Origin of the sequence: Arthrobacter globiformis (assembly GCF_030817195.1) — a bacterium.
In the GTDB taxonomy this organism is placed as follows: domain Bacteria; phylum Actinomycetota; class Actinomycetes; order Actinomycetales; family Micrococcaceae; genus Arthrobacter; species Arthrobacter globiformis_D.
This window is the reverse complement of record NZ_JAUSYZ010000001.1, coordinates 85983-112041: the sequence shown is the minus strand read 5'-3', so window position 1 is coordinate 112041 and position 26059 is coordinate 85983. Positions and strand designations below refer to the sequence as shown.

The window sequence follows — 26059 nt, the reverse complement described above, 5'->3', positions numbered from 1 at the left end:
GGGATTCCGTGTGACCTCTCCTCCACAGCCCCGCCCTTCCGCACTTCTCCACATGGACGACGCCGGCCGTTCCGTCGGCGGCGGCCGGCACCTTAGCGTCGTGGGTAGGAACCAAGGAAAGGGCGGACGCGGGGGCCGGCCCACAGGGGATGGGGGTATCCGGATGGGCGTCAGCTTCACAGCGATGAGCGCCGGCGTCACGGCGATGAGCGCCAACGTCACGGCGGCCGACGCCGCGGCATGTTCATCGCGCAGTTTCGAAGTCCAGCTGCTGGCCGGACGGGTGGAGGCCTGCGCGGAACAGATAGAAGCCGTGCAGGCCAAGCTCTCGCAGCTCCAGCTCATGGACTGGCGGTCGCCCGCCGGGCTGGCGTACCGGTCCAAGCTCCGGGTGCAGGCCGTAGCCCTGGGCGGGGCGCGGGAAAAGGTGCTTGCCGCGGCCCTTGCCCTCCGCCGGCACGCCGTGCACGTCGCCGGGTCCGCCCTCCCCGCTGCCGGGGGCTACTGATGGCCGAAGCGGTGCCGGGCGGAGGCGGCGGACAGCTCCGTCCCGCCGAACCGGCCTCCAACGGTGTCCTCTCCGTGCGCGGCGGAATAGGCGGGATCTCCTTCCAGCTTGAGGAACTGGATACGGGGGCGCGGGAGCTGGATGCGCTCGCCCGGGATTTGGCGTCGGTGGAATTGGGCGTTTACAGGGTCTGGGAGGCGTCGGGAAGCTACCAGCGGGATGATCCCCTTAGCGGCGCCGAGGCCCTGACCGCGGTCTGGGAAGGGCAGCGCTCCGTGGCGGCGGTGCGGGAGGAGCTGGAGCGCCTGGCCGGCGGCGTGCGCGCCTGCCAGCTCGAGTACAGCACCGCCGAGACAGCAAACCAGGTGGTGATGCAGCTCGGCCTGAATGCGTCATGGCTATGGGGGCGGCAGGTGGTTGACTTTGGTCTGTCTGGGGACTGGCGTCCGAATGGGGCGAGCACCGAGGCGATCACCGGGAGCGACCCTCTCCTGGGCGGCGCCATCCTGGCGGCGCTCCTGGGAACGAGGTCCGGCGAGATTGATGCCGCAGCGCGGATGGCCCTGACCTCTGGCGGGCGTGCCAGCGTGCCAGTCATCCTCCGCATGCTGCTGGACCGGGTCAAACCCGAACTGAAGCCGCGGCCGGTCCGGGCGCTGACGCAGGGCTCCGCGGACATTGATCTGGACGCCTCCCCGGCAGGCCTCCTCAGCCGGGCAGGGAAGGTGGAAGACGCCGGCCCGGGCCACATCGAGATCATCCGGACAACCACGGGGGGACGCGACGCGTTCATCGTGATCATTCCCGGGACCCAGCCCGGCAACGCCGGCGGCCCTAACCCCTTCGACGAGGCCGGCGTCGGCGAAGCGCTGGGGTACGGGTCCGCGTACACCGCCGCAGCAATCCGGGCAGCCCTTCGCCAGGCCGGGGCGGAGGCCGGGGACCAGGTGGTGGCTGTGGGCTACAGCCAGGGCGGCATCCATGCAATGAATTTGAGCCAGGACAAGGCTTTCCTTGCCGAGTACAACCTCAAGTACGTGCTGACCGCAGGATCGCCGGTCGGCACAATAACTCCGGAACCCGGCGTCAGCAGCCTGCATCTGGACCACCGGCAGGACTGGGTTCCGGGCAGCGAAGGCCTTCCCAACCCGGACACCAGGGACCGCGTGACTGTAACGCTGAACGGAGTGGTCAGGACGCCAGATGGTGAGGACGCCGGGCTCGGTCCCGGGCACAGGCTCACCAACTACGAGGCCGGGGCCCGGGCAGTTTCCGCCAGCCCGGATCCTTCGCTGGTGGCGTCGACCGCCGCGCTTGCCGGAGTGGTGGGTGCCGGAGGAACGGCCAGGGCCACGCGCTTCCAGCTGGTCCGTTCGCCAAGGCCGCCCGCGCCCGCCCTGCAGCCGTCACTGCCCGGCCCGGGCAGGGGAATCCTTCCCCTCGGCGGGGGCGTCAGCGGCGGGGGCGTCAGCCGTGGCGGGGGTGTCAGCGGTGGCGGGCGCCAGGGAGCCGGTCTGCCACCAGCGAAATGACGGTGATGATGATGGCGCCCAGCACTGCGGTCCAGAAGAACGAATCGATGGTGAAGTGCACGGGCGTGTAGCCGCTGATCCAGGAGGTGAGATAGAGCATCGCGGCGTTGATCACCACCGTGAACAGCCCCAGCGTCAGGATGGTGATGGGCAGGGAGAGGAAGCTGACCACCGGCCGCACAAACGCATTGACCAGGCCAAAAATCAGCCCGATGAACAGGTACGCGAGGACAATGCCGGCGGCGTCGGTTCCCTGGTTCACCCCGGTCGTGGCTACGGCTTCCGTGGTGGCTGTGGTGGAGATGTCCAGGCCGGGCAGAAGCCAGCTGGCAACCCACAGCGCCAGCCCATTAATGATCACGCGCATGATGAAAGACCGCATGCGCTCATGCTTTCACACCCACGGCCAGGCAGGCAGTCAGGGGCATAGGCTAGGTGGCATGACTTCATCAGAGACTATGGCGGGGGGCCTGAGGCCCCGACCGGTGGTGGACCGGCTGCCCCGCTACGCTGCCGGCAAGCCGCCCGTCGCCGTCGACGGCCTTGAAAGCTACAAACTGTCGTCCAACGAGAACCCGCTGCCGCCCATCCCCGCCGTGGTGGAGGCTATTGCCGCCCAGACCGACTTCAACCGCTACCCCGACCCGCTCAGCACCAAGCTGCGCACCGCGCTCGCCGGGTTCCTCGACGTCCCGGCCGAGGACATCGTCACCGGTGCCGGCAGCCTCGGCGCCCTCACTCAGCTGTTGGCTGCGTTCGCCGGCCAGAATGACGACGGCAAACCGGACGAAGTGATCTACGCGTGGCGGTCCTTCGAGGCCTACCCCATCTGCGTCGGACTGGCCGGGGCAGAAAGCGTCCGGATTCCCTTGACGGCCGACGGGCGCCATGACCTCGACGCCATGGCCGCAGCCGTGACAGCGCGAACAAGCGTGATCCTGCTCTGCACCCCCAACAACCCCACCGGCCCCATCCTGACGGCCGCGGAAACTGAACGGTTCATCAGGTCCGTGCCTTCGGACGTTGTAGTGGTCATCGACGAGGCCTACCAGGAGTTCGTCCGGGCAGAAGACGCCGTGGACGGCATCCGGATGTATCGCAGGTACCCCAATGTGGTGGTGCTCAGGACGTTCTCCAAGGCGCACGGCCTCGCTGGCCTCCGCGTCGGCTACAGCGTTTCCCAGCCCCAGCTCACCCAGCACCTGCGCGTCGCCGCCACCCCGTTCGCGGTCTCGCAGATCGCCGAACAGGCCGCGGTGGTGTCCCTGCAGAATTTTGACCAGGTTGTAGAAAGGGTACAAAGCCTCGTGGAGGAGCGGGACCGCGTGACAGCAGGTCTCCGGGACCTCGGCTGGTTCGTTCCGGACGCGCAGGGGAACTTCGTCTGGCTTGATCTGGGCGAGAACAGCGCGGAGTTCGCCCAGCTCGCCGGGGAACGGGCACTGTCCGTGCGCGCCTTCGGAAATGAGGGCGTCAGGGTCAGCATCGGCGAAGCGGAAGCGAATACGCGCTTCCTGGAACTCTGTGCGGTTTACACAAAACCGCCACGCCGTTCCTAGCGCTTAACAAACAGCCGGCGTTACCTACGCCGGATAAAGTAAGGAACAGTAAGCCAAATATATATGCCTCGCCGGGAATGCATTCCCCGCGAGGCATATATCCCAGCGACATTGCAACGCATCCGGATGCGGCAGGCAAGGAGACGGTATGGGCGCAACACATCTGCCCTCCACCGAGTTCGATGGAACGGAACTGGACGACCAGCTCGAGGCGCAGGCCGAGGCTGCCTTGGGCGTGCCTCCGACTGAAATGGTGCAGCTTCTGGGCCCCGATGGCACGCTGGGCACGCACTCCGTGTTCTCCGAGTACGTCGAGCGTCTCGACGCGGAAAAGCTCCGGGGTTTCTACGCGGACATGGCGGCCATCCGTCGCTTCGACCAGGAAGCCACGGCCCTGCAGCGGCAGGGCCAGCTGGCATTATGGGTTCCGCTCACAGGCCAGGAGGCCGCCCAGATCGGATCCGGGCGGGCCAGCCAGCCGCAGGACTACATCTTCCCCACCTACCGCGAGCACGGCGTCGCCCTGACCCGCAACGTGGACCTGGCCGAACTGCTGAAGCAGTTCCGCGGCGTCTCCAATGGCGGCTGGAACCCCAAGGACACCAACTTCCACCTGTACACGCTGGTGCTGGCTGCGCAGACCCCGCACGCCGTCGGATATGCCATGGGCATCCAGCGCGACCAGCGGCTGGCAGAGGCTCAGGGTGTGGAAGGCTCGGCCGAGCCGAAGGCCGCCGTCATGGTCTACTTCGGCGACGGTGCGAGCTCCGAGGGTGACGTCCACGAGTCCATGGTCTTTGCCTCCTCTTACAACGCCCCGGTGGTCTTCTTCTGCCAGAACAACCACTGGGCCATCTCCGTGCCCACCGCTGTGCAGACCCGCATCCCGCTCTCCAACCGCGCCAAGGGCTACGGCTTCCCGGGCATCCGCGTTGACGGCAACGACGTCATCGCTGTCCACGCCGTCACCGAATGGGCGCTCGAACACGCACGCCAGGGCAACGGTCCGGTCCTGATCGAGGCCTTCACCTACCGGGTGGGAGCCCACACCACAGCCGACGACCCCACGAAGTACCGCGAGTCCTCAGAAGAGGCCCTGTGGCGCGAAAAGGACCCGCTGGACCGCCTGGAGAAGTACCTCCGCGCCGAGGGCATGGCCGACGAAGCCTTCTTCGCCAAGGTTGCTGCCGAGGGCGATGAACTCGCCGCCTACATCCGCAAGTCCACCTACGCGTCGGACGCCCCGGACATCAGGACGGCCTTTGCCAACACCTACGTCGAGGCGCATCCGCTCGTGGCCGAGGAACTGGCGTGGTTCGAAGAGTACAGCGCAGGCTTTGCCGGCGGGGACGAGGGAGAAGGGGCAGGCCGCTGATGACCACCATGACCATTGCCAAGGCCATCAACGAGGGCCTGCGCGCCACGCTCAGCCACAACCCCAAGTCGCTCCTCATGGGCGAGGACATCGGCCCTCTCGGCGGCGTCTACCGCGTCACCGACGGCCTGATCGGCGAATTCGGTCCTGACCGCGTGGTGGACACCCCGCTCGCCGAATCCGGCATCATCGGCACGGCGATCGGCCTGGCGCTCCGCGGGTACCTGCCCGTTGCGGAGATCCAGTTCGACGGCTTCGTCTTCCCCGGCTTCAACCAGATCACTACCCAGCTGGCAAAAATGCACTCGCGCAGCAACGGCAACCTCACCGTGCCCGTGGTCATCCGCATCCCCTACGGCGGCGGCATCGGCTCCATCGAGCACCACTCGGAATCGCCGGAGGCGCTGTTCGCGCACACCCCGGGCCTGCGCATCATCACCCCGTCCAACCCCCACGACGCCTACTGGATGATCCAGCAGGCCGTGAACTGCCAGGACCCGGTGATCGTCTTCGAGCCGAAGCGCCGCTACTGGCTCAAGGGCGAGGTCGACACCGAATCGGCCGGCTCGGCTGAAGATCCGTTCAAGGCCAACGTGGTCCGCGAGGGGACCGACGCAACCGTGGTGGTCTACGGCCCGCTCGTCCCTGTGGCCCTCGCCGCCGCCAACGCCGCAGCCGAGGACGGGCGCAGCATCGAAGTGATCGACCTGCGCTCCATCTCGCCGATCGATTTCGATGCCATCGAGGCCTCGGTCAAGAAAACGGGCCGACTGGTCGTGGCGCACGAGGCTCCCACCTTCGGCGGCATCGGCGGCGAAATCGCTGCCCGGATCAGCGAACGGGCTTTCCTGTCGCTGGAGGCGCCGGTCATCCGGGTAGGGGGCTTCCATATGCCGTACCCCGTGGCCAAGATCGAAGAGGACTACCTCCCGGACATCGACCGCATCCTTGAGGCGCTGGACCGCACCTTCGCGTACTGACGCCGTTGCGCCAGCGCCTGCTGACTCTTTCGCCTACCGCCTCCGCACCTCCCGGAGCGCCCGAGCTTTCGAACCCGAGGATCCCATGACGCTTAACAAGTTCAACCTCCCCGACGTCGGTGAGGGCCTGACCGAGGCAGAGATCGTTTCGTGGAAGGTCAAGCCCGGCGACGAGGTGGCCATCAACGATGTCCTGTGCGAAATCGAGACGGCCAAGTCCCTCGTTGAGCTCCCGTCGCCTTTCGCCGGTACCGTCACCGAGCTGCTGGTTCCGGAAGGGGTAACTGTCGACGTCGGGACCGCCATCATCAGCGTGTCTGACACCATGTCCGGCGACCCCACACCGGCCGACGCACCCGTGCCTGCGGTCTCGGCTGAGCCGGCGCTGATGTACGGAAAGCTTCCGGCCGATGACGGAACTGCCGACGGCGGCCTTGCCGCCGGTCCGCTGGTGGGTTCCGGTCCGAAGGCCGACGCCGTGAAGCGGCGCCCGCGCCTGACGCGGCCCGCGATTCCGGCAGACGTAACGCATGGGCCTCCGGAGGTCGAGCCTGTCCAGCCACGATCTGCCGAGGAAGTGCTCTCGGATGGTCCGGCCAGCGCCGGGCCGGTGGCCGCGTCTGCCGTGACGAGGCGGCCCGAGTGGACTCCAACAATCGAGAGCGACAAGCCGACCTTTGGCGGGGCCATTTCCGGGCTCATGAACAGGGTCCTGGCCAAGCCGCCGGTGCGCAAGATCGCGCGCGACCTCGGGATTGACCTCGCCGACGTGGTGGCCACGGGCGCGCGCGGCGAGGTGACGCGCGAGGACCTGGTCAGCTACCAGGCTCAGCGCGATGCGGAACTGGACAAGGCGGACACCTTCTGGGGCACGTCAGGCCGTCCCCAGGAGCAGCGGGTCGAACGGATCCCCGTCAAGGGCGTCCGCAAGGCCACCGCTAAGGCCATGGTGGAGTCGGCGTTCTCCGCGCCGCACGTGAGCATCTTCGTGGACGTGGACGCCAGCCGGACCATGGAATTCGTCAAGCGGCTCAAGGCCTCCCGCGACTTTGAAGGCATCAAGGTTTCACCTCTTCTGATCCTCGCGAAGGCCGTCATCTGGGCGGCGGCACGGAACCCGAGCGTTAACGCCACTTGGGTGGACAACCCGGACGGCAGCGACACCGCCGAAATCCACATCAAGCACTTCATGAACCTGGGCATCGCCGCGGCCACGCCCCGCGGGCTGATGGTCCCGAACATCAAGAACGCCCAGGACCTGTCCCTCAAGGAACTGGCGCTTGCCCTCAACGACCTCGCCACCACCGCGCGCGCCGGCAAGACCCAGCCGGGCCAGATGCAGGGCGGCACGCTGACGGTCACCAACATCGGCGCCCTCGGCATCGACACCGGAACCCCCATCATCAACCCCGGTGAGGTGGCCATCGTGGCGTTCGGCACCATCAAGCAAAAGCCGTGGGTCCTGGACGGCGAGGTCATTCCCCGCTGGATCACCACGCTTGGCGGATCCTTCGATCACCGGGTCGTAGACGGCGACCTTTCAGCCCGCTTCATGGCCGACGTCGCCTCCATCCTGGAAGAGCCGGCACTGCTGCTCGACTGACCTGCTCGACTGACGGTCCCCGGAGGGGTACCCTCCGGGGAAAGGGGGAAGGACCGGACAGGCAGGGACGGGGTTCCCATGGGTGAGGATCGCGGGATCATCAGCATCCGCGTGAAGAACCGCGTGGCCCGGACCATCACGGAAGCCCTTCAGCCGCCCATCACCGTGGCTCTGCTGCTGCTCCTCAGCCCGGCAATGGAACCCGGCTTTCCGGGCACCGTCTGGTTCGGCGCCGTGGCGGTGCTGTTTGTGTGCGTGCTGCCGCTGGCCGCCGTCGTCGTCCTGGTCCGGATGGGCAAGGTGACGGACCGCCACGTCAGCGACCGCAAGCAACGCTTCCCGGTGCTCGCCATGTCGGTGGTGTCACTGCTCGCGGGGCTGGGAGTCCTGCTGGCCATCAACGCCCCGTACAGCGTCATCGTGGTGGTGCTGGCCATAGTGGGCGGTGTGATGGTGCTCGCCGTTATCAGCCTGTTCTGGAAAATCAGCGGCCACGCCGGCGCCATCGCCCTGACGACTGTCATCACCGTGCTGATCCTGGGCGCGCCGTGGATTCCGCTGCTGCTGCTGATACCCGCTGTCGGGTGGTCCCGGGTGGTGCTGCGCGCCCATACGGTGGCACAGGTTGTTGTCGGTGCCCTGGTGGGAGGCGGTGTCACCGCCGCGCTCTGGTGGCTGCTCCGCGAGCTGCTGGTACGGATCGGCTGACGCCGGGCCGTGGGCAGATGCCCGGGCCCGGGGTGCCGGGACCGGGGCCCTGGGCCCGACGGCGGAAGCTGGCCTTAGTACGCGGCGTAGGAGTTGGCCAGCAGCTGGGCCATGGCCGGATCGGCGGACATGCCTGCCATGCTCACCGCAGCGGCCAGCATGACGCCAGATACGGCGGCGATGCCGCAGCTCACGAGCGTGAGGAACTTCCAGTCCTCGCGCACGACGCTCTTCAGCGTGTCGGGCAGCTGCAGGTCGGGGGAGATGAGGTTCGGGGCGCTGTCCACCGAGCCGTCGTCGAGGAGGGCGATCACGCGGCCGGCCGAACGGTCCACGCGCATGGCGCTGATGTGGTTGCCGTGGCGGGCAAGAAGGATGTCGTGACCGACGAGGTGGCGACGCTGGAGTGTAAGCACAGTGTTCCCCTGAAAGGTAGATTTGGGTTTGTCCGCACCATCGGGGGCACCTCCAATTTTATCTTTCAGGACATGCCGGACTGCCCGATAACGGGGTGAGACTGCCCACCAGCCCGGGTGATCCGCGTCAAGTCAGGCGGTACTGTGCCTGGTCGGCTCCGGCTAATCGGCTCCGTAGGTATTCGCGATGTAGACGTCGCAGGACGCGCTGTGGGCAACGCTGTTCGCCACACTGCCCAGCACTCGCCCAAGGCCCTGCATGCGGCGGTTTCCCACCACGATCATGCTTGCGTCGAGCCGGTCCGCCTCCCTGACCAGGGCTTCTGCCGGCTTGCCCCGCGCGGAGGAATAGGTGACCTGGAGCTCGCCGCCCGCCAGGGCAGCCGCTACATCCCGGGCCACCTTTTCCGCTTCGCCGGCGTCGGAGACGATCCACCGGTCACTGCCGCTGCCGAAGACTTCGGTCCGGTCGGTATCGAACGCGGACACAACATGTAGCCTGGCGCCCAGCGCCGCAGCCAGGTCCCGCGCCACTTCCGCTGCCTTGCGTGCGGTACCGCTTCCGTCCACGCCCACCACAATTGTTCCCGCCATGGCCTTATCTCCTTTGGTTATCGTGACTCATCTGATGCCCCGTACGTGGCCGCAGCTCAGGCCAGCGCGTCTATGGCTTGCTGCAGCACCGGAGCCAGGCGCCGCACGCCCTCGGCGATGGCCTCCGGCGGAACGGCGCTGAACGCCAGGCGGAGTTTGTTCGACGGGGAGTCCGAATGTGTGAAGGCCGCGCCGGGAATGAAGACGACGCCGGCATCAATCGCCTTGCGGAGCAGGGGATAGGTGTCCACGCCCTCCGGCAGCGTCACCCAAACGAAGAATCCGCCCTGCGGCCGGGTCCAGCTAAGCCCCTTGGGCATGTACTTCTCCAGGGCCGCCAGCATCGCGTGGCAGCGGTCGGCATACAGCCCGCGGTACGTCTCGATCTGGCCCTTCCAGTCGTAGTCCCTGAGGTAGGCCGAGACAAGCATCTGGTTCAGCGTGGGCGGGCAGAGCGTCACTGCCTCGGAGGCGAGGTAGTAGCGGCGCTGCAGGTGGGCGGGAACCAGGGCCCAGCCGATGCGCAGTCCCGGGGCAAAGATCTTCGAGAACGAGCCCATGTAGATGACGTCGTCGGGGTTGCCTGCCCGCAGCGGGGCCAGCGGCTCGCCGTCGAACCGCAGCAGGCCGTAAGGGTTGTCCTCCAGAACCAGGATGTTCGCGCGGCGGCAGATGTCCACGATCTGCTGCCGGCGATCCCGCGCCAGTGTGATGCCCGACGGGTTGTTGAAGTTGGGGATGGTGTAGAGGAACTTGATGTTCTTCCCGGCGGTCTGGAGCGCCGCGATCCGGGCCTCGAGAAGCTCAGGCACCAGGCCGTCGTCGTCCATGGGGACGGCCTCCACCTGGACCTGGTACGCCTCGAACGTGTTCAGCGCCCCCACGTACGTGGGTTCCTCCACCAGGACCACGTCTCCGGGGTTGCAGAACACCTTGGTGGCCACATCCTGCGCGGACTGCGATCCCGCGGTGATCACCACGTTCTCTGGCCGGGCGTCCAGGATGCCTTCGGCGGCCATGACTTCGCAGATCTGCGTGCGCAGTTCCTCGGTGCCCTGGCCCCCGCCGTACTGAAGTGCCGTGAGGCCGTCCTCGGCGATGATCCGCGCGGCCGTCTGCGCGAGCCTTTCAAGGGGCAGGGACTGCAGGAAGGGGCTGCCGCCGGCGAGCGAGACCAGGCCAGGCCGCATGGAGATATCGAAAACATCCCGGACCGCCGACTGCTTGATGTTCGCGGCGCGCTCCGAGAAGAGTTCGTCGTGGCGGTGGGCTGATGTCGCGGCCCGCTCGATGGCGTCAATGGCTTCGGCGGGGAGGACGGCTGCGGCGGCGTCGAGTGTCTCGTGTGTCACACCCCCAGAGTACAGCCATTGGTTGCTGACTAGGCAACAGCTGTTGACTCGAATCCCGAGAGGAATCTGAACTGGTGCCTGCGGACGCCTTTACGTCCGGCAGGGCAGGGCATGGAATGGAGCCATGACGTTACTCGAGCCTACGCCCGCACTGTCCCAGCCCGCCAAGGCCGACGCCTTCCGCCAGATGCACGGGGGCGGCCCTGTTCCGCTGGTGCTCGTGAATGTCTGGGATGCCGCGTCGGCCCGGCTTGTTGAGAAGGCCGGGGCGCGCGCCATAGCCACCTCGAGTTCGGCCATCTCGTGGAGCCTCGGGTTTCCGGATGGCAGCCACGTGCCGCCCGGCCTGGCCTTCGACGCGCTCCGCAGGATTACCGCGGCCACAACCGTTCCGGTCACTGCTGATATCGAAGCCGGGTACGCAGGTGCGGACGGCGCTTTCGACGACGGCCTGCTCCGGCAGACTGTGACGGCAGTACTGGAGGCCGGCGCGGTGGGCGTGAACATCGAAGACTCAGGCGGCACGTCCCTCACGGCCCTGGACGAGCAGGCCCGCAAGATCAGTCTGATCCGCAGCATCGCGGCGGAGTCCGGTGTTCCTCTCTTCATCAATGCCCGGACGGACACGTACCTTTCCGGGCAGTTCGGGGACTCCGCCTTCGAGGAAACGCTGGAGCGTGCGGAGGGCTACCTCGCCGCGGGGGCCGACGGAATTTTCGTTCCCGGCGTGACGGATCTGCATATCCTGCATGAACTCAGCAGGCGGATAGCGGCGCCGCTCAATGCCCTTGCCGGCATCGGGTCGGCGTCCGTGGGCGAACTGCACGACGCCGGCGTGCGGCGGGTCAGCATCGGCGGCAATGCGGCGAAGGCGGCGTATGCAACGGTCTCCCGCGTGGCAGCCGAAATCCTGGGCGACGGCAACTGGTCCGAACTTGCCGGTTCGCCGAGCCACGCTGACATGGATGCCCTGTTCACCGGGTCAGCGGGCTCTCTCGGGACGCCGGGCGCCTAGCGTCCGGGTCTCATGTCGAAGCCGGTCTAGCGGAGGCCGAGAACGTCGGCCAGCGGCACCCCGCTGACATAGATTTCCGCCCGGACGGCACCCACGGCCGTGACGGCTGTATGGGTGAGCTGCGCTTCAATCCGCGGAAGATCGCAGACGCCGCCGGGCTGCACCGCGCCCGTCAGGTTCACCACCACAGTGGTGCCGTCGAGGTAGCCGGAGACGTACTGGAGCGAGGAAGCCGCCAGCGCGTTGTACAGCCCGCTGGCAGGCGGCGCGCCCGGGCCGGACAACAGCCGGCTCATGGCGGCCTGCAGCGGCTCGCTGATGGTGGAGTCGGCATTGCGCACTGCCACCAGGCTGTCGTTGCAGCCGAAGCGCACGCCGGACCGGCCGCCGTCGTCGAGGGCAACGTAGTAGACCGCGGTGCCGGCGCTGGCAGCGCCGGAAGCCTCGCCCGTACCGGCACCCGGTGGCGTGGAACCCGGCGCGTTGGGGCCCGTTGTGGGCCCGGGGGAAGCGGGGCCGGCTGCGGCGCCGGAAGCGGGCGCGGGCTGGTCACCGGTTCCGCCCGGCAGCTGCGCCTGGGTGCCCGGGCCGGCGACGCCGGCCGGCTCGCCAGCAGTCGGGCCGCCCGGGTTTGAGCCCGCGGACGGGGGAGCCGAACCGGCCGACGGGACGGGTTCGGAAACCCCGGCCGCTGTTCCCTGACCTGTTGTGCCCTGAGCTGTTGTGCCCTGGCCAGCACCCGGGCCGGAGGCTCCCAGTGCTGAGCCCAGGCCCGATCCGGAGGCGGTGGGTGCGCCGGCTTCCTCGGGCGGGCTCACTGGGGGTGCCGGACGGGGTTCGGGGGCTGCTGCAGGGGCGGCCCCGGCGTCGTACGCATTTTGGAGGGGGGTGCAGGAGGTGACCCACAAGGGGAGCGTCAGGCAGAAGGCGGCAACCGCCGTCGTCAGCGGTCTGACTCCCCAGCTCAACTTCATGACTGCACCGCACTCCCTGCCCCGGCACGTCCCGTACATCAACGTTACGGCGGGGCGACGGGCCGGGGAACGGTGCCCGGGTGTCAGTTTGGCCGCAGCTCAGTCACGGATTGGTTGCAGCCTGCCCTCGCTGACGGCCGGCACGCAGAGACCGGAAGAATGCGCGTGCCCCCGGCCGCTGACGGCCGGGGGCACGCGGAGGAGCGAAACTGCCTAGGCAGATGCACCGGCCGGCTCGACGGCGGCAAGGGCGCCGAAGAGTTCCTTGATCTGCTCAACGACCTCGGCGTCATCCTTCGGGTGGGTTTCCGCGAAGCGGACCATGGAGCCGGGGACGGCGAGCTTGGCGTCCTCCAGGACACGGGCGCCGGCGATGCCGACGGCCTTGCGGGCCTCGTCCTGGGCCCAGACGCCGCCGAACTGGCCAAAGGCGGTGCCGACGACGGCGGTGGGCTTTCCGGCGAGGGCGCCGGCACCGAACGGGCGGGACAGCCAGTCGATGGCGTTCTTCAGCGAGGCGGGCATGGTTCCGTTGTGCTCGGGGGTGACCAGCAGCAGGGCATCTGCCTGGCCGGCTGCCTCGCGCAGTGCGGTGGCGGCTGCCGGGACCTGGCCTTCGACGTCGATGTCCTCGTTGTAGAACGGGATGTTGCCCAGGCTCTCGTGGATCACGATCTCGACGCCTTCCGGGGCGTTCAGCTGGATGGCTTCGGCAAGCTTGCGGTTGTGGGAGTCGGCGCGCAGGCTTCCCACCAGGGCGAGGACGGTGCTCTTGGACATGTGAACTCCTTAGGTCTTGCCGCGGAACGCTCCGTGGCGAGTGGTTCTGGAGGCGTTTGGTGCCTTCATCCAGACTAAACGGACTACGGTCCGGATATTATTCCCGGGTCTAGAATGCTTGGTGTGAGCCTCATCCCAATCCGCTCCGGGTCCTCGTCCGGACCCGGGTCCTCGTCCGGCTCCGGAACGGAACGCAGTGATGCTGCCCGGAATCGGGAGCTCCTCCTGTGTGCTGCCCGGCAGCTCGTGGAGGAGTGCGGCGCCGACGGCGTGACCATGGACAAGCTGGCCGAGCGCGCAGGCGTGGGCAAGGGGACTGTGTTCCGCCGCTTCGGCAGCCGCGCAGGCCTCATGATGACCCTGCTCAGCGACGCCGAGGCCGAATTCCAGGGCCGCTTCATGTTCGGGCCGCCGCCGCTTGGTCCCGGGGCGCCGCCGCTGGAACGGCTGATCGCCTTCGGTGCCGAACGCATCCGCTACGTCCTGGAATACGGTGAGCTCGCGAGGGCCGCCGAAGCGTCCCTGCACAACAGGTTCGAGGCACCCCCGGCGGTGCTGTGGCACCGGCACATCGAGCACCTGCTGCGCTCGGCGGGCTTCGATGCGGACCCGTGGCTGATGGCCATGTCCCTCAGCGCAACCCTCGATCCCGACCGGCTGCTGCACGCCGTCCGCGTGCAGCACGTTTCGCCGGAACGGCTGGAGGAGTCCTGGCGCCAACTGGTCACCCGCGTCGCCGGAGGTTTGGCGGGCTGAAGGCCTGATAATCGGGCCGGTTGAAGAGCTGAAGCGGTTGAACCGGGCGCTTGCGGGAGCTTGCGGGCGGTGGGACCGGCCCAGGGGGTAGCGTGGCACCATGAGCACCGATTCCTCGACGTCCCCCGCTCCCATTCGCACCGCCGTGGTGGGCTTCGGCCTGTCCGGCCGGGTTTTCCATGCGCCGCTGGTCGCTGCGGACCCCAGCTATTCGCTGGACGTGATCGCCACCTCGGACCCCGGCCGGCAGGCCGCTGCTTCCGGGCAGTACCCGGGCGTGAAAACAGTGCCCGACGGCGATGCCGTCCTTGCGCTCGCCACTGACCTTGACCTGGTGGTGCTGGGGACGCCGCCGGCCACCCATTACCCGCTCGCGAAGGCCGCGCTCGAGGCTGGGCTCGACGTCGTCGTCGACAAGCCGTTCGCCGTGACGAGCGCCCAGGGGCAGGAACTGATCGCGCTCGCTGAGCGGCTGGGGCGGGTGCTGACGGTGTTCCAGAACAGGCGCTGGGACGGGGACTTCCTGACCGTGAAGGCGCTGCTGGAGGGCGGCTCGCTGGGCCAGGTGATGCGGTTCGAATCGCGGTTTGAGCGGTGGTCACCCGAGGTGTCCAAGGCCTGGAAGGCGGAGGCCACGGCGGCCGACGGCGGCGGGGTCCTCTTCGACCTCGGCACCCACCTGCTCGACCAGGCGCTGCTGCTCTTCGGGCCGGGCACGGTGGTCCATGCCGAGCTCCAGGCCCGGCGTCCGGGGGAAAAAGTGGACGACGACTGCTTCGTGGTCCTGCGGCACGGGAGCGGCGTGGTCAGCCACCACTGGATGAACATGCTCTGCGCACAGCAGGGTCCCCGCTACCGCGTGCTCGGATCCGAGGCCGGCTACACCAAGCACGGCGTCGACCCGCAGGAACCCTACATAGTCGCGGGCGGAGGTCCGCTGGACGAAGAGTACGGTGTGGAGGACCCCAAGTGGGCCGGGCAGCTGGGCCGCGACGGCCACCTGGACCGGCTGTCCACCGAGCGCGGCGCCTATCCTGAGTTCTACCGGATCCTCGCCGCCAAGATCTCCGACGGCGGTACGGCCTCGTCACTGCCGCTCCCCGTCGACCCGGCCGGCCCCGTCGAAGTCCTCAAGCTGATAGAGCAGGCCCGGGAACTGGCTTAAGCACCATCGACTGCTCCGTAAGTGCCGTTCTGAGGGCTCAAAAGGGCAATTACGGAGCAGCCGATCGCTTTTACGCGGAGACCAGCTCGTGCCAGTCCGCTACCAGGGGCAGGTTGTGCGCCTCGGAGACGGAGTGGTGTGCCACGTGGCCTCCGGCGATGTTCAGGCCGGCGGCGAGTGCCGGGTCCTTCTCGAAGGCGGCCTTGACGCCGAGGTTCGCCAGGGCCACGCCGTAGCGGAGCGTGACGTTGGTCAGCGCGTAGGTGGACGTGTTCGGGACGGCGCCGGGCATGTTGGCCACGCAGTAGAAGATCGTGTTGTGGACCTTGTACGTGGGTTCCTGGTGCGTGGTGGGGCGCGTGTCCTCGAAGCAGCCGCCCTGGTCCACGGCAATGTCCACGAGTACCGAGCCGGGCTTCATGCGGGCCACCAGTTCGTTGGTCACCAGCTTGGGTGCCTTGGCGCCGGGGATCAGGACGGACCCGATCACGAGGTCGGCGTCCACCACGGACTTCTCGATCTCGTACTTGTTGGATGCCACGGTCTTGAGCCTGCCCTGATACTGGGCGTCGAGTTCGCGCAGCCGGTTGATGTTGATGTCCAGGATGGTGACGTCGGCGCCGAGTCCCAGCGCCATGGCCGCTGCGTTGGTGCCTGCGACGCCTGCGCCCAGGACCACGACCTTGGCGGGGCGGACGCCCGGAACGCCACCGAGGAGCACGCCCTTGCCGCCGGAGGGCGCCATCAGGGAGGTCGCGCCGACCTGGACGGAGAGCCGGCCGGCAACCTCGGACATGGGGGCGAGCAGGGGCAGGGTGCGGCCTTCCTGAACGGTCTCGTAGGCGATGGCGGTGACGCCGGAGTTGATGAGGGCCTGGGTCAGTTCGGGCTCGGCGGCCAGGTGCAGGTACGTGAAGAGGATCAGGCCCTTGCGGAAGCGGTGGTACTCGGCCTTGATGGGTTCCTTGACCTTCATGACCATGTCCGCGCGGGACCAGACCTCGTCGGCGTCGGCGACGATTTCGGCGCCCGCGATGGCGTATTCCTCGTCGGTGATGCCGGAACCCAGGCCAGCGCCGCGCTCCACCAGGACCGTGTGGCCGTGGGTGCGGAATTCATGAACGCCGGCAGCCGTGATGGCGACGCGGAATTCGTTGTTCTTGATCTCTTTGGGGACACCGATGATCATTTTTTTGGGCTCCAGATTCGATGGCTGCAAGGCCGGAATGTGTGGGGGAAGTTGTGATTCCAGAATAGGTCCGGCTGTGAGGCGCACTACAGGAATCCGCCACCTCGCCCGGGGCTAAACCGCGTGTTTCCGGGGTTTTTCAGTCCGGCGGATCGACTAATGTCGACCGCTCGGGCGTCAGGTGTCGCCTGATGTCCGTTCGCCCGGGACCCCCTGCGGGACGTACTCTGTCACCATGCAGCAGGATGTGGAACAGCTCGTCGAGCGGGTGGCACTGAAGCTGGGCCGCGGGCTTTCCCTGGAGGACCTTGACGGCCTTTTGCTCGCCTACAGCTCCAACCAGTCGCATGCGGACCGGGTCCGGGTTAACTTCCTGCTCAGCAAGCGGGTGCCGCTGGACGTCAAAAACTGGCAGCTCTCGCACGGCATCGCCACCGCCGTACGGCCCGTGGTGGTGCCCGCCAACGAGGAGCTGGGGATGCTTGGGCGCGTCTGCGTCCCGCTGCTGGTCCGTGGGTTCCGGGTAGGTTACCTGTGGGTACAGCTGGACGTGGAAGACCAAAGTGCGACGGCGATCCTCGCCGAACTGCCCGACGTCCGGGACGAGCTGGACGTGCTGTCCGGGCTCCTGCTGGACTCCAACACCGCGGAATCCGAGTTCAGGCGCAGCCGCGAACGGGAGTTCCTGGCAGCCTGCGCCGGGGAGGCCAATGCGGTTGCTGCCGTGGCGGGCTGGAAGGAAGTACAGGACCGCGGGCCCTGGCAGCTGGTTACCGTCCTTGATGCTGATGGCTGGATGGCTGGTCCGGATCCGATCGCCTCGACTCTCATCCACCGCGCTGCGGCGCTGCAGGCCACCATCGGTGTGGATGCCGTCCTGTTCAGCGCCGGCGCGGAGACCCATTCGGTGGTCCTTTTCCGGGAGTCCACGGGGCGCGCCAGCCAGGCGCAGGTTCTGGTGCACTACCAGTTGGAGCTTGCCAAGCGTTCCGGCAGGTCGGTGGAGCGGATCATCCTGGGAACCAGTGAGGGATTCAGCCGGATCAAAGACCTGGCCGAGGCGTACCGGCAGTCCAAGGTTGCCGCCCTGGCAGCAGCGGTTGATCCGCGGCTCGGCGAGCTTGTGGATTGCCGGGCCACGGGCGTTTACCAGCTCCTGGCATCGGCCGGCGGCGGGGCCGGGGTCTGGAGCGATGCAAGTTCGGTGAATTTCCGGGCCCTTGAGGACCATGACCGGAACGGGGAACTCCTGCCCGTGCTGGAACTGCTCTACGACAATGACGGTTCCGTCCAGGATGTTGCGGAAAAACTGCACCTGCACCGCAGCAGCATCTACAACCGGCTGGGCCGCATCCGTCAGCTGCTGGGCGTCGATCCGCTTAAGGGGATGGTGCGGCTGGAGCTGCACGCCGCCCTGAAGGCACGGCGGTGGGCATCAAGGCCAAGAATCTAAAGGAAGCGGCTAGGCGGCGTTGCCTTCGCCGCTGGGCAACTGCTCGGCGGGCCGTTCGGCAGGACGCTCCGTGGTCCGTTCGACGGTCCGTTCCAGCGAGACGCCGTCGCGAAGAGGTTGCGGGAGTCCCTGGAGCCGGGTGCGGAATTTGGCGACGCGGCTCTGGACCCACAGGGAGACTGCCACGAAGACTACGCAGCTGGACGTAAAAACGGCGGTGTTGTTCAGGCCCATGATGATTCCCAGGGCAGCCGCCACACCCATTGCGGCGATGCCCGCCACGATGTGCAACCCCCTGAATCTCACCACGAATAAAGAGTAACCCCGTGCGCCAGCCGGAAACCCTGGTTCCGGGCGATCGTTGCTTGATCCTTATCACCGCGTCATCTTTGCGTGCGCAGCGGTGATTTACGGCCCACCCAACGAGCAAGAAGCCTAGTCCCGGAGGGTGATCAGCTTCCAGGGCAGGCGCGCGGGGTTGGCGGGCGAAACGTCCACTGAGATGTCGGCCCGTGCCATGTCACACTGCCGCCACTGCGTCCCCGGCTGGTTTCGATCAGGCCCTTCGTCCGCAGGGCGGCCAGGGATTGCCGGAGGGTGATTGGGGAGATGCCCAGTTCCCCGGCAAGCACGGATTCCGTAGGCAGCCTGTCGCCTTCGGTGAGGATGCCCATGAGAATGGCGGTTTCGATCTGGTAGGAGACCTGGTCGGCCCGGCCCGGCCCCTCCGGCTCGCTTCCGCGGAGGAGCTTGTACATTTACTTTTTTCGGCCACTGCCGCGCCCAGGCGCTACTTTCCGGATTCGCCGCCGGAGGTACCGCCGTCGGCGGCTTCCCCGGCAGCCTCGGCCGCCGCCCGCTGCTTTTTTTGCCCCTCCAGCCAGCTCATGATGGCGGCCAGCCTGATGCGGCGGTGTGTGCCGCGGTATTCCACCGGTATTTCGCCCCGGTCCGTCATGTTCCGCAGGTACGTGTGGGAGATGCCCGCCAGCTCGGCCGCCTGCGAAGTGGTCAGCATTTCCTCCACGCTGCTTACGGTCACCGCTTCGCCGCGGCTGAACCTCGCCAGAAGGTCGACGACGGCGTCCCTCGCCTGCGGCGGGAGGCGGTGGACAGTGCCGTCCACGAACACGGTGATGTCAGTGCCGCCGTCGAGCGCGCGCTGCAGCGCCAGCGCGTCTTCGGCGGGAAGGGCGGGCGCCACCCTGGGAGCGATCAGTGCCATGGCAGAAGCCTAGCCGCTGCGGCACAGTGAGCGGGGTATGCTCGGCGGATGAGACTTGCCGGTGGAGTTGCTGTGACGGCGAACGGCCTGACGGGCCGCCTGTACACGTCGAACGCGCCTTCGGCCGCGGGCGAGCCGGCCTATGTGCTGCTCCACGGCATCGGCGTCTCGCATCGCTACCTCGCCCGGCTGCACGTCGAACTGGCCCAAGGCACGGAGGCACCCCAAAGCCCGCAAGCAGAGAGCCTGGACCGTGGCGCCGCTGTCTATTCGTTCGACCTGCCGGGATTCGGAGGCACGCCGCGCCCCGGCCGGCAGGTGACGGTAGGCGAATACGCAGCCTTCGTTGCCGCCGTCCTGGCGGAGCGCGGCGTCGAGTCCTGCATCGTGATCGGCCACTCCATGGGTGTGCAGTTCGCGGTCGAGTTGGCGCTCCAGGTACCCGGGCTGGTGACCCGGACGGTGCTCATGGGGCCGGTGGTGGACCCCGCGCGCAGGAGCGCCGCCTGGCATGCGCTCGCGCTGACGCGTGACTCGTTGTTCAGCGAGCCTCCGCTGACCAACGTGGTGGTCTTCACCGACTATTTCCGGACCGGCATGCGATGGTATCTGACCGAACTGCCCGTGATGATGGAGTATCCGTTGGATTACCGGGTCCGGGGCGTGGCGCAGCCGGTACTGGTGCTCCGCGGTGGGCGGGATCCGATCGCACGCCGGCCGTGGTGTGAATATCTCGCGGCGCAGGCAACGGATGGTGCCTTTGCCGAGGTATCCGGGCGCGGGCACGTGGTGCAGGACACCGCTACCGAGGAGGTTGCACAGGCCATCCGGCGCTGGGCAGGCACCGCAGCCGAGGGCTCCGCGGCGGCCGGCGGCTCCACGGCCTGAACCGAATACGCCGGAGGAACCCCGAAATGCAGGCAGACGCCCGGAATCCGGACGCCTGCCTGATTCGGATCGGCGGTTTTCAGGCCAGCAGAACTACAGTCCGAGCTCCTCAAGAACGGGCAGCTTCTCCCGGACCCAGGCCCGCGCTTCGACGGCGCTCGGCGCGGACAGGGCCAGCTTGGCCAGCTCCTGGGCCTCCGCCAGTGTGACGGTCTTCAGCACGGCGGCCACGGCCGCCAGTGACCGGGCGGTCATGGACAGGGTGGTGACGCCCAGGCCGGTCAGCACGACGGCGAGGGCCGGGTCCGCAGCTGCCTCGCCGCAGACGCCCACCGGCTTGTTGTGTCCCTCGGCCCTGGAGCCCTCAACGGTCAGGCCGACGAGGCGCAGCACTGCGGGCTGCCACGGCGTGTTCAGCCCTGCGAGCGGACCCAGCTGGCGGTCGGCGGCCATGGCGTATTGCGTGAGGTCGTTGGTTCCCAGGCTGGCGAACGCCACTTCGCGCAGGATGGTGTCGGCCGTGAGGGCGGCGGACGGAACCTCCACCATCACGCCCGGCGTCTTGATGCCGGCCTCGGCGCACATGGTGGCGAAACGGGCAGCTTCCTCCGCCGTCGAAATCATCGGAGCCATGACCCAAACGTCAGCCTCCGACTCCTTTTCGGCCTTCGCGATTGCCTCCAGCTGCCGGTCCAGGACGCCCGGAGTGGTGAAGTCGGTGCGGTAGCCGCGAACGCCCAGGGCCGGGTTGGGTTCGGTGGAGTCGGTGAGGAACGGGAGCGGTTTGTCCGCGCCGGCATCCAGGGTGCGGAGCACCACCTTCTTGCTGGGGAAGGCATCGAACACGCCCTTGTACGCGGCGGCCTGTTCCTCGACGGTCGGCTCGGTGTCACGCTCCAGGAAGCAGAACTCGGTGCGGAACAGGCCCACGCCCTGGGCGCCGAGCTTGGCCGCCGCCTGGGCGTCCTTGGCCCCGCCCACGTTGGCGAGGAGGGGCACCAGGTGGCCGTCCGCCGTCGAACCCGTACCGCTGAACTCGGCCAGGAGGGACGCCGTGGCGGCCCAGGCCTCGGCGGCTGCGCGCAGTGAGTCGTCCGGGTTGGCCGTGATGGAACCGGCGGCGCCGTCGACGTAAACCTCGGTGCCGTCCGGGAGTTCGTCCACCCCGACGGCGGCCACGACGGCGGGCAGGCCGAGTGAGCGGGCGATGATCGCCGTGTGGGACTGCGGACCGCCGCCGGCCGTCACGAGTGCAAGGACCTTGTTGGGATCGAGGGTGGCGGTGTCGGCCGGGGCCAGGTCCTCGGCCACCAGGATGAACGGTTCGTTCGACGTCGGGATGCCCGGGGCGGGCACGCCGCGGAGTTCGGCCACGATGCGGGCGCGGACGTCCAGGACGTCGGTGGCGCGCTCCGCCATGTAGCCGCCGAGGTTGTGCAGCATTTCCGAAACCGAGGAGCCGGATTCCCAGATGGCCCGCTGCGGTGAGGAACCGCGCGCGATCAGCTTCGCGGCGCCCTTGATCAGCATGGTGTCCTTGGCCATCAGGGCTGTGGCTTCCAGGACGGCCTTGCCATCACCGGTGGCGTGGTCAGCGCGGGCCTTCAGCTCATCATGGACGGCACCCGCCGCGGCCTTCAGTGCCGCCGTGGCCTCTTCGGGTGTGGTCCCCCCAGCCAGCTGCTCGCCCGCCGGAGGTTCACTGATGGGCTTGGGCATCTGGCGGATCGTGCCGATGATGCGGCCGGGGCTGACGCCTACTCCTGGGAAGTTCTGCACTGAAGGTCCTCGTTCTCTGCCGGTAGCCAGGCCCGCCGGTATCTGCCCGGGCGGAAGCCCGGAAGGTCGGAACTGCTACGTCCGATGATGCGGTTGCGGTGCCTGAAAAAATTGTATGTGATTCAGTTCATATAGCGTTGCTATAGGTGCTAGGGTAGCGGTTATGAGTTTCGATGGCCAGCTTCCGCCCAAGATGAGGCTGTTGCGTGCGGCAGCTGAATTGCTGGCCAAATCCGCGGGGGCGGCTGTTTCGACCCGCCAGATCACGCAGCTGGCCGGCGTTACAGCACCCACCCTCTATCACCACTTCGGTGACAAGGAGGGCCTGTTTGACGCAGTTGTCGCCGCGGGCTTCGAAGAATATGTGGCGGGCGAACGCGACTTCGCCCCGTCCGGACAGCCGCTGGTGGACATCCGGCGGATGTGGGACAACCACGTGCAGTTCGGGCTTAATCAGCCGGAGCTTTATCTGGTCATGTTCGGTAACATCCGCCCCGAGAGCCGCCCCGCCATCGTTGCCGATGCGGAGGGCCTCCTGGAGGAAATGCTGAACAAGGCCGCCGCGGCGGGGCAGCTGAGCGTCCAGCCACGGGAAGCTGCCAGGAGCATCCTGGCTGCCAACGTGGGCGTCACGCTCATGCTGATCGCGGAACCGGTTGCGGAGCGGAACCTCGAGCTCTCCACCATGACCCGGGACGCCATGATTTTTGCGGTGTCCAGGGACCAGGGGCCGGATGCAGCAGCCGAGGACTCCGGGAAGTCATCGGTGGTGGTGGCTGCCATCGCGCTGAACGCGGCGTTGCAGGCATCGCACTCGGACCAGCTCACCAGTTCGGAACTCAAGCTCTTCCTCGAATGGCTCCACCGGATCTCCACCAGTTCCACCGGCTAGACGAAACTATCGGACCATCCTGCGGTGCAGCAGGGACCACGTTAGGAAATCACATGGCAACAGAGACAGTTGCAAAACCCAAAACCAGTGCGCGGGTGCACGTCCAGAAGTTCGGGACATTCCTGTCCGGCATGATCATGCCCAACATCGGTGCGTTCATCGCCTGGGGCATCATCACCGCGCTCTTCATCGAGAAGGGCTGGATTCCCGTACCGCAGCTTGGCGGCTTTGGCACCAACGCCGCAGGTGCCCCGAACACGGGCCTCGTGGGTCCCATGATCACCTACCTGTTGCCCCCTGCTGATTGCCTACACCGGCGGCCGGATGGTTTATGACGTCCGCGGCGGCGTTGTTGGTGCCATCGGCACCATGGGCGTGATCGTAGGTGCCGGTATCCCGATGTTCATCGGTGCGATGATCATGGGCCCGCTCGGCGGCTGGACCATGAAGAAGCTTGACGCGATCTGGCATGGCAAGATCCGCCCCGGCTTCGAGATGCTGGTGAACAACTTCTCCGCCGGTATCTGGGGCGCTCTGCTGGCCATGCTCGGCTTCTACGGCATTTCGCCGTTGGTGACTGCGTTCAGCACAGCCGCCGGCAACTTCGTCCAGTTCCTGGTGAGCAACGGCCTGCTTCCGCTGACCTCCATTTTCATCGAGCCGGCCAAGGTCCTCTTCCTGAACAACGCCATTAACCACGGCGTGCTGACCCCGCTGGGCGTCCAGCAGTCGCTGGAACAGGGCAAGTCCATCCTGTTCCTGCTCGAGGCCAACCCCGGGCCCGGATTCGGGCTCCTGCTCGCCTACATGTTCTTCGGGCGGGGCGCTGCCAAGGCCTCGGCTCCTGGCGCGGCCATCATCCAGTTCCTCGGCGGCATCCATGAGATCTACTTCCCGTACGTCCTCATGCGTCCGCTCCTGATCCTCGCAACGATCGCCGGCGGCATGACCGGCATCGCCACTCTCGCCATCACCAACTCCGGCCTGGTTGCCCCGGCAGCTCCGGGATCAATCTTCGCGGTGTTCGCCCAGACCTCCCGTGACAGCTACTTCGGCGTCGCGCTCTCGGTTCTGCTCGCAACGGCGGTTTCCTTCCTTGTCGCCTCGGTGATCTTGCGGACGTCCAAGAACCGCGACGACGAGGGCGACCTCGGCGCTGCTACCAGCCGCATGGAGGAGATGAAGGGCAAGAAGAGCTCCGTCGCCTCCACCCTCACCGGGGCGGGCGCCGGCGGTGGCGTGGGCGTTCTGACCGGCCCCATCAGCAACATCGTGTTCGCGTGCGACGCCGGCATGGGCTCCAGTGCCATGGGCGCCTCCGTGCTGCGCAACAAGATCAAGGCAGCCGGGTTCCCGGAGGTCAATGTCACCAACGCGTCCATCGCCAACCTTCACGACACCTACGACGTTGTGGTCACGCACCAGGACCTCACCGAACGCGCCAAGCCGGCCACCTCCAGCGCCGTGCACGTCTCCGTGGACAACTTCATGAACAGTCCGCGCTACGACGAGATCGTGGAAATGGTCCAGCGCAGCAATACCGAAGGAACGGCGGCGCCCGCCGCTGGGGCTGCTACCGCGGCAGCCCCGGCTGACGCCACCACCCCCGAAGCCGCTGCTGCCCCCGCAGCCGCCGCAGCGCCGTCGGACATCTTGGTGCCGGAGAGCGTGGTCCTGAACGGCTCCGCCTCCACCCGGGACGCGGCGATCGACGAGGTGGGTCATCTGCTGCTGGCACGCGGGGCAGTCGACAACGACTACATCCTCGCCATGCATGAACGCGAGGAGTCCGTGTCCACGTACATGGGCAGCTTCCTGGCCATCCCGCACGGCACCAACGCCGCGAAGGACCACATCAAGAAGTCGGCCGTCTCCGTGGTCCGCTACCCGGAAGGCATCGACTGGAACGGCAAGCAGGTCAAGTTCGTGGTGGGTGTGGCCGGCATCAACAACGAGCACCTGCACATCCTGTCCTCGATCGCCAAGGTCTTCACGAACAAGGCGCAGGTGGCGCAGCTTGAGGCGGCTACATCCGTGGACGAAGTCCTGGAACTGTTCGGAAAGGTCAACGCATAGTGAAGGCTGTACATTTTGGGGCCGGGAACATCGGCCGGGGGTTCGTCGGTTTGCTGCTGCACGAGGCCGGGTATGAGGTGGTGTTCGCCGACGTCGCGGACTCCCTGATTTCCCAGCTCGCCGCGGCGGACAGCTACAGCGTGCACGAGGTGGGGGAGAACCCCGCCGTGCGCACGGTGGACAACTTCCGGGCGGTGAACTCCGGCACCCAGGAGGCGCAGCTGATCGAGGAAATCGCGACGGCGGACATCGTCACCACCGCGGTGGGTCCGCACATCCTGAAGTTCGTGGCCCCCGCGATTGCCAAGGGAATTGCCGCCCGGGCCCCGGGGCTGCCGCCGCTGCAGGTGATGGCCTGCGAGAACGCCATCAACGCCACGGACATCTTGCGCGAATCGATCGTCTCGTCCTGGGACGAGGCCGCCGGGTCGCTGGCGGACTCTGCCGTGTTCGCGAACACGGCAGTGGACCGCATCGTGCCCAACCAGGACCCGGGCCAGGGCCTGGACGTGACGGTGGAGACGTTCTATGAGTGGGTTATCGACCGCACGCCGTTCGGCGGTGCCGCCCCGGTGATTCCGGGCGCCACCTTCGTGGACGAGCTCGGCCCCTACATCGAGCGCAAGCTGTTCACGGTGAATACGGGGCACGCGTCCGCGGCGTACTTCGGCTTCGAAGCCGGGCTGGAGAAGATCTCCGATGCCATGGCAGACGAGGATGTTGCCGCCGACGTGCGGGCCGTGCTCGACGAGACCAAGCAGCTGCTCGTGTCCAAGCATGGCTTCAGCTACGACGAGCAGGAAGCCTACGTCCAGAAGATCCTGGCGCGCTTCACCAACCCGCACCTGCCGGACACCGTGCACCGGGTGGGGCGCGCGCCGCTGCGCAAGCTCGGCCGGCATGAGCGCTTCATCGGCCCGGCGGCGGAACTGGCCGAACGTGGGATTGTCCCCGAGGCGCTGCTCGGGGCGATCGCGGCCGCCCTGCGGTTCAACGACCCCGCCGACGCCGAGGCCGTGGAGCTGGGCCAGATCCTGGCGGACTCCGACCCCGCTGCCGCCACGGAGCGCATTACCGGGCTGGCGCAGGACCACCCGCTCTTCGCCGCGGTCTGCGGCCTCGTCGAGGAGCGCAAAGCAGAGGACGTCGCCGCCCCGGCCTAGCCAGCCCGCAGCCGCTGCCCTGCTGCCCCTGCTGCGGGAGGGAACCGCGGCATGCTGCATGACCGAACTGAATTCAG

General features: G+C 67.4%; 25 protein-coding genes and 1 pseudogene. 15 read left to right on the top strand and 11 right to left on the bottom strand.

Annotation, left to right across the window (positions count from 1 at the left end):
• The first annotated feature begins 10 nt into the window (after positions 1-10).
• Both QF036_RS00540 and QF036_RS00535 read left to right on the top strand, forming a co-directional pair.
• Positions 11-508 carry a hypothetical protein gene (locus tag QF036_RS00540; protein ID WP_307098249.1) on the top strand — a complete coding sequence of 166 codons (498 nt, stop codon included), beginning with the start codon at positions 11-13 and terminating at the stop codon, positions 506-508.
• A complete protein-coding gene (locus QF036_RS00535; protein ID WP_307098246.1) occupies positions 508-2040 on the top strand; it encodes a hypothetical protein in 1533 nt (510 codons plus the stop codon). Before QF036_RS00540 ends, QF036_RS00535 begins: the two co-directional genes overlap by 1 nt.
• On the opposite strand, the gene QF036_RS00530 is transcribed toward QF036_RS00535, so the two are convergent.
• Positions 1994-2422 carry a phage holin family protein gene (locus tag QF036_RS00530; RefSeq protein WP_307098244.1) on the bottom strand — a complete coding sequence of 143 codons (429 nt, stop codon included), beginning with the start codon at positions 2420-2422 and terminating at the stop codon, positions 1994-1996. The genes QF036_RS00535 and QF036_RS00530 overlap by 47 nt on opposite strands.
• Positions 2423-2480: 58 nt before the next feature.
• On the opposite strand from QF036_RS00530, the gene QF036_RS00525 reads away from it, so the two are divergent.
• From QF036_RS00525 to QF036_RS00505, 5 genes are all read left to right on the top strand, one after another.
• Positions 2481-3599, top strand: coding sequence for a histidinol-phosphate transaminase (locus QF036_RS00525; RefSeq protein WP_307098242.1), 1119 nt, complete (start codon positions 2481-2483; stop codon positions 3597-3599).
• Positions 3600-3747: 148 nt separating this feature from the next.
• Entirely contained in the window at positions 3748-4974 is a 1227-nt protein-coding gene (gene pdhA, locus QF036_RS00520; RefSeq protein ID WP_307098241.1) for a pyruvate dehydrogenase (acetyl-transferring) E1 component subunit alpha, read from the top strand.
• Positions 4974-5954 carry an alpha-ketoacid dehydrogenase subunit beta gene (locus QF036_RS00515; protein WP_307098239.1) on the top strand — a complete coding sequence of 327 codons (981 nt, stop codon included), beginning with the start codon at positions 4974-4976 and terminating at the stop codon, positions 5952-5954. Before pdhA ends, QF036_RS00515 begins: the two co-directional genes overlap by 1 nt.
• An 85-nt stretch (positions 5955-6039) precedes the next feature.
• The gene (locus QF036_RS00510) at positions 6040-7557 is read left to right on the top strand and encodes a dihydrolipoamide acetyltransferase family protein (protein ID WP_307098238.1); all 1518 of its coding nucleotides are present in this window, start codon (positions 6040-6042) and stop codon (positions 7555-7557) included.
• Positions 7558-7635: 78 nt separating this feature from the next.
• Positions 7636-8265 carry a phosphatase PAP2 family protein gene (locus QF036_RS00505; RefSeq protein ID WP_307098236.1) on the top strand — a complete coding sequence of 210 codons (630 nt, stop codon included), beginning with the start codon at positions 7636-7638 and terminating at the stop codon, positions 8263-8265.
• A gap of 74 nt (positions 8266-8339) precedes the next feature.
• Here QF036_RS00505 and QF036_RS00500 read toward each other — a convergent pair whose 3' ends face one another.
• The 3 genes from QF036_RS00500 to QF036_RS00490 form a co-directional block, all read right to left on the bottom strand.
• On the bottom strand, positions 8340-8681 hold the full coding sequence (locus QF036_RS00500) for a hypothetical protein (protein ID WP_307098234.1): 342 nt from the start codon (positions 8679-8681) through the stop codon (positions 8340-8342).
• Between the two features lie 162 nt (positions 8682-8843).
• The gene (locus QF036_RS00495) at positions 8844-9275 is read right to left on the bottom strand and encodes a universal stress protein (RefSeq protein ID WP_307098233.1); all 432 of its coding nucleotides are present in this window, start codon (positions 9273-9275) and stop codon (positions 8844-8846) included.
• Between the two features lie 56 nt (positions 9276-9331).
• On the bottom strand, positions 9332-10627 hold the full coding sequence (locus tag QF036_RS00490; RefSeq protein ID WP_307098230.1) for an aminotransferase-like domain-containing protein: 1296 nt from the start codon (positions 10625-10627) through the stop codon (positions 9332-9334).
• Between the two features lie 124 nt (positions 10628-10751).
• On the opposite strand from QF036_RS00490, the gene QF036_RS00485 reads away from it, so the two are divergent.
• A complete protein-coding gene (locus QF036_RS00485; protein WP_307098228.1) occupies positions 10752-11642 on the top strand; it encodes an isocitrate lyase/PEP mutase family protein in 891 nt (296 codons plus the stop codon).
• Positions 11643-11668: 26 nt separating this feature from the next.
• On the opposite strand, the gene QF036_RS00480 is transcribed toward QF036_RS00485, so the two are convergent.
• Together QF036_RS00480 and QF036_RS00475 are read right to left on the bottom strand one after the other, a co-directional pair.
• Positions 11669-12616 (bottom strand): GerMN domain-containing protein, encoded by a 948-nt coding sequence (locus QF036_RS00480; protein ID WP_307098226.1) that lies wholly within the window; start codon positions 12614-12616, stop codon positions 11669-11671.
• Positions 12617-12829: 213 nt separating this feature from the next.
• Positions 12830-13396 carry an NAD(P)H-dependent oxidoreductase gene (locus tag QF036_RS00475; RefSeq protein WP_307098223.1) on the bottom strand — a complete coding sequence of 189 codons (567 nt, stop codon included), beginning with the start codon at positions 13394-13396 and terminating at the stop codon, positions 12830-12832.
• 123 nt (positions 13397-13519) lie between these two features.
• Here QF036_RS00475 and QF036_RS00470 point away from each other — a divergent pair, with 123 nt between their 5' ends.
• Together QF036_RS00470 and QF036_RS00465 are read left to right on the top strand one after the other, a co-directional pair.
• Positions 13520-14152, top strand: a complete 633-nt coding sequence (locus QF036_RS00470) for a TetR/AcrR family transcriptional regulator (RefSeq protein WP_307098221.1) — start codon at positions 13520-13522, stop codon at positions 14150-14152.
• Positions 14153-14252: 100 nt separating this feature from the next.
• A complete protein-coding gene (locus QF036_RS00465) occupies positions 14253-15317 on the top strand; it encodes a Gfo/Idh/MocA family protein (RefSeq protein WP_307098219.1) in 1065 nt (354 codons plus the stop codon).
• A 70-nt stretch (positions 15318-15387) separates the two neighbouring features.
• Here the strand turns inward: QF036_RS00465 and ald are convergent, their stop codons facing one another.
• On the bottom strand, positions 15388-16506 hold the full coding sequence (gene ald / locus QF036_RS00460) for an alanine dehydrogenase (RefSeq protein ID WP_307105709.1): 1119 nt from the start codon (positions 16504-16506) through the stop codon (positions 15388-15390).
• A gap of 235 nt (positions 16507-16741) precedes the next feature.
• Here ald and QF036_RS00455 point away from each other — a divergent pair, with 235 nt between their 5' ends.
• Positions 16742-17959 carry a PucR family transcriptional regulator gene (locus QF036_RS00455; protein WP_307098217.1) on the top strand — a complete coding sequence of 406 codons (1218 nt, stop codon included), beginning with the start codon at positions 16742-16744 and terminating at the stop codon, positions 17957-17959.
• Positions 17960-17968: 9 nt separating this feature from the next.
• On the opposite strand, the gene QF036_RS00450 is transcribed toward QF036_RS00455, so the two are convergent.
• The 3 genes from QF036_RS00450 to QF036_RS00440 form a co-directional block, all read right to left on the bottom strand.
• The gene (locus tag QF036_RS00450; RefSeq protein WP_307098215.1) at positions 17969-18268 is read right to left on the bottom strand and encodes a hypothetical protein; all 300 of its coding nucleotides are present in this window, start codon (positions 18266-18268) and stop codon (positions 17969-17971) included.
• A gap of 143 nt (positions 18269-18411) precedes the next feature.
• The gene (locus QF036_RS00445) at positions 18412-18717 is read right to left on the bottom strand and encodes a winged helix-turn-helix domain-containing protein (protein ID WP_307098214.1); all 306 of its coding nucleotides are present in this window, start codon (positions 18715-18717) and stop codon (positions 18412-18414) included.
• A 32-nt stretch (positions 18718-18749) separates the two neighbouring features.
• Positions 18750-19184 carry a helix-turn-helix domain-containing protein gene (locus QF036_RS00440; protein WP_307098212.1) on the bottom strand — a complete coding sequence of 145 codons (435 nt, stop codon included), beginning with the start codon at positions 19182-19184 and terminating at the stop codon, positions 18750-18752.
• Positions 19185-19232: 48 nt separating this feature from the next.
• Between QF036_RS00440 and QF036_RS00435 the strand changes: the two genes are divergently transcribed.
• Complete coding sequence (locus QF036_RS00435) at positions 19233-20072, top strand: alpha/beta fold hydrolase (RefSeq protein ID WP_307098210.1); 840 nt, start codon at positions 19233-19235, stop codon at positions 20070-20072.
• A gap of 93 nt (positions 20073-20165) precedes the next feature.
• Here the strand turns inward: QF036_RS00435 and ptsP are convergent, their stop codons facing one another.
• On the bottom strand, positions 20166-21851 hold the full coding sequence (gene ptsP, locus QF036_RS00430; protein ID WP_307098209.1) for a phosphoenolpyruvate--protein phosphotransferase: 1686 nt from the start codon (positions 21849-21851) through the stop codon (positions 20166-20168).
• Positions 21852-22014: 163 nt separating this feature from the next.
• Here ptsP and QF036_RS00425 point away from each other — a divergent pair, with 163 nt between their 5' ends.
• The 3 genes and pseudogenes from QF036_RS00425 (at position 22015) to QF036_RS00415 (ending at position 25982) form a co-directional block, all read left to right on the top strand.
• On the top strand, positions 22015-22743 hold the full coding sequence (locus tag QF036_RS00425; protein WP_307098207.1) for a TetR/AcrR family transcriptional regulator: 729 nt from the start codon (positions 22015-22017) through the stop codon (positions 22741-22743).
• A 53-nt stretch (positions 22744-22796) separates the two neighbouring features.
• Positions 22797-24819: pseudogene (locus QF036_RS00420) on the top strand (PTS mannitol transporter subunit IICBA).
• Positions 24819-25982: a mannitol-1-phosphate 5-dehydrogenase gene (locus QF036_RS00415; protein ID WP_307098206.1), complete on the top strand. Its 1164-nt coding sequence runs from the start codon at positions 24819-24821 to the stop codon at positions 25980-25982. The pseudogene QF036_RS00420 and the gene QF036_RS00415 overlap by 1 nt, the downstream one beginning before the upstream one ends.
• Positions 25983-26059 lie beyond the last annotated feature (77 nt).

Excerpts from the sequence above, each read along its gene's own strand:
- QF036_RS00530 (WP_307098244.1), bottom strand. The coding sequence starts at position 2,422 with ATGCGGTCTTTCATCATGCGCGTGATCATTAATGGGCTGGCGCTGTGG.
- QF036_RS00515 (WP_307098239.1), top strand. The coding sequence starts at position 4,974 with ATGACCACCATGACCATTGCCAAGGCCATCAACGAGGGCCTGCGCGCC.
- QF036_RS00445 (WP_307098214.1), bottom strand. The coding sequence starts at position 18,717 with ATGTACAAGCTCCTCCGCGGAAGCGAGCCGGAGGGGCCGGGCCGGGCC.
- QF036_RS00440 (WP_307098212.1), bottom strand. The coding sequence starts at position 19,184 with ATGGCACTGATCGCTCCCAGGGTGGCGCCCGCCCTTCCCGCCGAAGAC.
- QF036_RS00510 (WP_307098238.1), top strand. The coding sequence starts at position 6,040 with ATGACGCTTAACAAGTTCAACCTCCCCGACGTCGGTGAGGGCCTGACC.
- QF036_RS00480 (WP_307098226.1), bottom strand. The coding sequence starts at position 12,616 with ATGAAGTTGAGCTGGGGAGTCAGACCGCTGACGACGGCGGTTGCCGCC.
- QF036_RS00465 (WP_307098219.1), top strand. The coding sequence starts at position 14,253 with ATGAGCACCGATTCCTCGACGTCCCCCGCTCCCATTCGCACCGCCGTG.
- QF036_RS00485 (WP_307098228.1), top strand. The coding sequence starts at position 10,752 with ATGACGTTACTCGAGCCTACGCCCGCACTGTCCCAGCCCGCCAAGGCC.
- pdhA (WP_307098241.1), top strand. The coding sequence starts at position 3,748 with ATGGGCGCAACACATCTGCCCTCCACCGAGTTCGATGGAACGGAACTG.
- QF036_RS00455 (WP_307098217.1), top strand. The coding sequence starts at position 16,742 with ATGCAGCAGGATGTGGAACAGCTCGTCGAGCGGGTGGCACTGAAGCTG.
- QF036_RS00495 (WP_307098233.1), bottom strand. The coding sequence starts at position 9,275 with ATGGCGGGAACAATTGTGGTGGGCGTGGACGGAAGCGGTACCGCACGC.
- ald (WP_307105709.1), bottom strand. The coding sequence starts at position 16,506 with ATGATCATCGGTGTCCCCAAAGAGATCAAGAACAACGAATTCCGCGTC.
- QF036_RS00525 (WP_307098242.1), top strand. The coding sequence starts at position 2,481 with ATGACTTCATCAGAGACTATGGCGGGGGGCCTGAGGCCCCGACCGGTG.
- QF036_RS00425 (WP_307098207.1), top strand. The coding sequence starts at position 22,015 with ATGAGTTTCGATGGCCAGCTTCCGCCCAAGATGAGGCTGTTGCGTGCG.
- QF036_RS00435 (WP_307098210.1), top strand. The coding sequence starts at position 19,233 with ATGAGACTTGCCGGTGGAGTTGCTGTGACGGCGAACGGCCTGACGGGC.
- QF036_RS00535 (WP_307098246.1), top strand. The coding sequence starts at position 508 with ATGGCCGAAGCGGTGCCGGGCGGAGGCGGCGGACAGCTCCGTCCCGCC.
- QF036_RS00505 (WP_307098236.1), top strand. The coding sequence starts at position 7,636 with ATGGGTGAGGATCGCGGGATCATCAGCATCCGCGTGAAGAACCGCGTG.
- QF036_RS00475 (WP_307098223.1), bottom strand. The coding sequence starts at position 13,396 with ATGTCCAAGAGCACCGTCCTCGCCCTGGTGGGAAGCCTGCGCGCCGAC.